The sequence below is a fragment of the Aerococcus sp. L_32 genome, from assembly GCF_050689315.1.
Window position 1 is genome coordinate 1 of sequence record NZ_JBOEQF010000187.1, and the last position, 4,039, is coordinate 4,039.

The window sequence follows — 4,039 nt, forward strand, 5'->3', positions numbered from 1 at the left end:
CATTATGCCGTTAACAATGCCAGAAGTAGCTGGTGATACAGTGTTAGATATCAATATTCCAGGTCGTTCATTACAAGAATTAATCCGTATTGTGGATAGTAATGAAGACATTGAGATGATGGTGACAGACAATCAAGTATTGTTTAAAGCTCGTAATATTTACCTATACTCTCGTTTACTAGAAGGTAACTACCCGAATACAGACCGTTTATTACCTAATGACCACTCAACAATTATTGAAGTGGCAGCGAGTGAATTAGTGAATGCTGTTGAACGTGCTTTGATTTTAAGTCACGAAGGTAAAAATAATGTGGTTCGTTTGAATATTTCAGACCAAGATATTATTTTATCTAGTCAATCTGCTGAAGTTGGGAATGTAGAAGAAGAAATCAATGTAGTGAAAGCTGAAGGGGAAGCTTTAGAAATTTCCTTCAACCCTGATTACTTACGTGAAGCGTTGAAATCATTTGGTCAACAAAATGTACAAATTGGCTTCCAGTCATCTTCACACCCCTTCACCTTATTACCAAGTGACCAAACTGATAACTTCAATTTCGTTCAATTGATTACCCCAATTCGTACACCAAGAGGTTAATTGAAGCTAATTGGAGAAATGACAAAAGCCGCTAAAAATTGATGTCGAAGGTCAAATCATTTTCATATGGTTAGCCAAATGGATAAGGATCAAAATCATTTACTGGTTTTGGTCCTTTTTTTTGGTCTACATATAAAAATGTGCCAATTTTTGACTTTTAAGCCCTTTAAGTAAGATTCTAGGTATTTCCCTATCTAAAATGCCAACTTTTAATACAGGGCCTTTATTTGCTAAATACGGTAAATTAGCGTATAATTAAGGGTGTATAAATAAAAGTGAAATCGTTGAATCTGCTAAGGACCACTAGCTGTGTCCGGTGATGGCAAGAAGAGACGATTTATTTTATGTGAAGAGCGAATTTGGAAGATGAATGTGGGGTGAAATGATGGCTGAAATCGTAAAAATTAAAACAGCATATATTACATTGAGTCAGTTATTAAAAATTTCTGGTGCGATAGGTACTGGCGGAGAAGCGAAATGGTATCTACAAGAAAATGATGTCGTTGTAGACGGTGAAATTGATAACCGACGAGGACGTAAATTGTATCCAGGTATGGTTATTGCAATACCGAATGAAGGTGAATTTATCATCGAAAGCCATGAAGCGCATGGTGATGGACATGCAGCTGAATGACATTAAGTTAAAGGACTTCAGAAATTATGAAGATCTAACAGTCACATTTTCTCCTGGGGTGAACGTCTTTATTGGCGAGAATGCCCAGGGGAAAACATCTTTATTAGAGGCTATTTATATGATGTCACTGGCAAGAAGTCACCGTACGGCCAATGAAAAAGATACCATCCATTGGAAACAAGACTTTGCGCGTATTGAAGGTAGTATATCAACGAGAACGAATCCAGATTTACCACTAGCGCTAACCATCACGAAATCTGGTAAACGCGCAAAAGTGAACCATTTAAATCAAAACCGGATGAGTGATTATATTGGCAAATTGAATGTGGTCCTTTTTGCCCCGGAAGATTTAGAACTGATTAAAGGTGCCCCGCAACTTAGACGGAAGTTTATTGATATGGAGCTTGGGCAAATGAGCCCGAAATACCTGTATGAGTCGGTTCAATATAATCGATTATTAAAGCAACGAAATGCCTACCTCAAGCAATTATTATATAAAGAAACCCAAGATCAAATTTATTTAGATATTCTCACTGAACAGTTAGCGGCGTCTGCTACCCATGTTATTTACCAACGGCTACGTTTTGTAGACCAACTGGAATCATGGGCTAAACCCATCCATTCAACCATTTCACATGGGCTTGAAGAGTTGACTTTAGCTTATCGTGGTCCAATTGAGTTGACTTTAGATATGACTGAAGATGCCATTTACCAGCAATTGATGACGAAATTTAAAGAGAAGAAAGACCATGAATTTGCCAGAGGGGTTACTTTGGTTGGTCCACATCGGGATGATTTGACCTTTAAGGTGAATGGCCGTGATGTGCAGAAATTTGGTTCCCAAGGACAGCAACGGACGACTGTATTGAGTATGAAATTAGCAGAAATCGAATGCATGCATGAAGTTTTAGGGGAATACCCTATTTTACTATTGGATGACGTACTCAGTGAATTAGATGATGAGCGGCAAACCCACTTATTGAAGTCTATACAGTCGAAAGTCCAAACCTTTTTAACAACAACAAGTTTAGATGGTATTCAAAGAGAATTAATTGAAGAACCAAGGGTTTTCAATATTGATGCAGGCGCGATAGCGGAATAAGTAAGCGTGCGGGTTAGGCGTGGCCTAAAATCCCATGGCGCTATTGAGATTGAATAATTCACGTAATAGGAGTGGGAAAATGGCAAACAATGCTAATGAAAACAACAACAATGAAAATGAAATGTTGACCAATGAAGAAGCACTCGTCCAACCAGAGGACCTTGTTTCTGAAGAAGAAAAAATGGCCAAGAAACGCGAATTGGCGAAAGACTATGATGCTAGCCAAATTCAAGTATTGGAAGGTCTAGAAGCTGTACGTAAGCGTCCAGGGATGTATATCGGGTCAACTTCAGCTAGTGGTTTACACCATTTAGTATGGGAGATTGTCGATAACTCAATTGATGAGGCCCTAGCAGGATTTGCGGGTCACATCCAAGTCACCATTGAAAAAGATAATTCTATAACAGTTGTCGATGATGGTCGCGGGATTCCCGTTGATATCCAGTCAAATACCGGTCGTCCAGCGGTAGAAACAGTCTTTACTGTCCTACATGCCGGTGGTAAATTCGGCGGTGGCGGGTATAAAGTATCCGGTGGTCTTCACGGGGTTGGGGCCTCTGTTGTAAACGCCCTTTCTGAATGGTTGCATGTATATGTCCATAAAAATGGCCGCATCTACCACCAAGAATTCCGCCAAGGCGCTATTGTGTCGGATGTTGAACAAACTGGTGATACAGATACCCATGGTACGGTTGTGCATTTTAAACCGGATGCAGAGATTTTTACCGAGACAACAACCTTTGAATTTGAAGTTTTAAACCGACGTGTCCGTGAGTTAGCCTTCTTGAATAAGGGCTTACGGATTTCTTTAATGGATGCTAGATCAGAAAACCAAGAAACAGCTTCTTACCACTATGAAGGTGGGATTAAAGAATATATTGAGTACATGAATAAAGATAAAGATGTTTTATTTGAACAACCGATTTATCTTGAAGATGAGCAAGATGGGATTGAAGTAGAGGTAGCTTTACAATACACGGATGGCTTCCACTCAAATATCTTAAGCTTTGCGAATAATATCCATACTTTTGAAGGTGGTATGCATGAATCAGGAGCTAAGACTGCTCTTACACGTGTGATTAACAACTATGCTCGCTCGCAAAAGTTAATAAAAGAAAATGAAGATAATTTAACTGGGGAAGATGTGCGTGAAGGGATCACCTTAATTGTATCTATTCGCCATCCGGATCCTCAATTTGAAGGGCAAACCAAGATGAAATTAGGGAACTCGGAAGTTCGAACGATTACCGATAATTTATTTGCGACGCATTTTGAAACGTTCCTACTAGAGAATCCGCAAATTGCCCGCCGTATTGTCGATAAAGGTACTGTAGCCTCTAAAGCCCGTTTAGCTGCTAAGCGAGCACGTGAAATGACCCGTAAAAAATCAGGCCTAGAGATTTCTAACCTACCTGGTAAATTAGCCGACTGCTCAAGCCGTAATCCAGAAGAATCTGAATTATTCATCGTTGAGGGAAACTCGGCCGGCGGATCAGCGAAACAAGGCCGTTCACGTCACTTCCAAGCTATCTTGCCGATTCGAGGTAAAATCTTGAACGTTGAAAAAGCATCGATGGACAGAATTTTATCCAATGAAGAAATCCGTTCATTATTTACTGCAATGGGTACAGGCTGGCAAAATGAGTTCGACATCACCAAGGCACGTTATCACAAATTGGTTATTATGACCGATGCCGATGTCGATGGT

At 39.8% G+C, this 4,039-nt stretch carries 4 protein-coding genes; all 4 read left to right on the forward strand.

Annotation, left to right across the window (positions count from 1 at the left end; all coding sequences use genetic code 11):
* Positions 1-595: DNA polymerase III subunit beta (gene dnaN, locus ACRCJ0_RS10065; RefSeq protein ID WP_431390348.1), on the forward strand; the 595-nt coding region annotated here is incomplete at its 5' end.
* A gap of 385 nt (positions 596-980) precedes the next feature.
* Positions 981-1,229 carry a S4 domain-containing protein YaaA gene (gene yaaA, locus ACRCJ0_RS10070; RefSeq protein ID WP_026465537.1) on the forward strand — a complete coding sequence of 83 codons (249 nt, stop codon included), beginning with the start codon at positions 981-983 and terminating at the stop codon, positions 1,227-1,229.
* The gene (gene recF / locus ACRCJ0_RS10075) at positions 1,216-2,331 is read left to right on the forward strand and encodes a DNA replication/repair protein RecF (RefSeq protein ID WP_431390349.1); all 1,116 of its coding nucleotides are present in this window, start codon (positions 1,216-1,218) and stop codon (positions 2,329-2,331) included. The genes yaaA and recF overlap by 14 nt, the downstream gene beginning before the upstream one ends.
* Before the next feature lie 181 nt (positions 2,332-2,512).
* Positions 2,513-4,039, forward strand: a 1,527-nt coding sequence (locus ACRCJ0_RS10080) for a DNA gyrase subunit B (protein ID WP_431390350.1), incomplete at its 3' end; no start/stop codon positions are given.

What these genes read in the sequence shown, in the direction of transcription:
- yaaA (WP_026465537.1), top strand. Translation starts at nt 981, where the DNA reads ATGGCTGAAATCGTAAAAATTAAAACAGCATATATTACATTGAGTCAG.
- recF (WP_431390349.1), top strand. Translation starts at nt 1,216, where the DNA reads ATGCAGCTGAATGACATTAAGTTAAAGGACTTCAGAAATTATGAAGAT.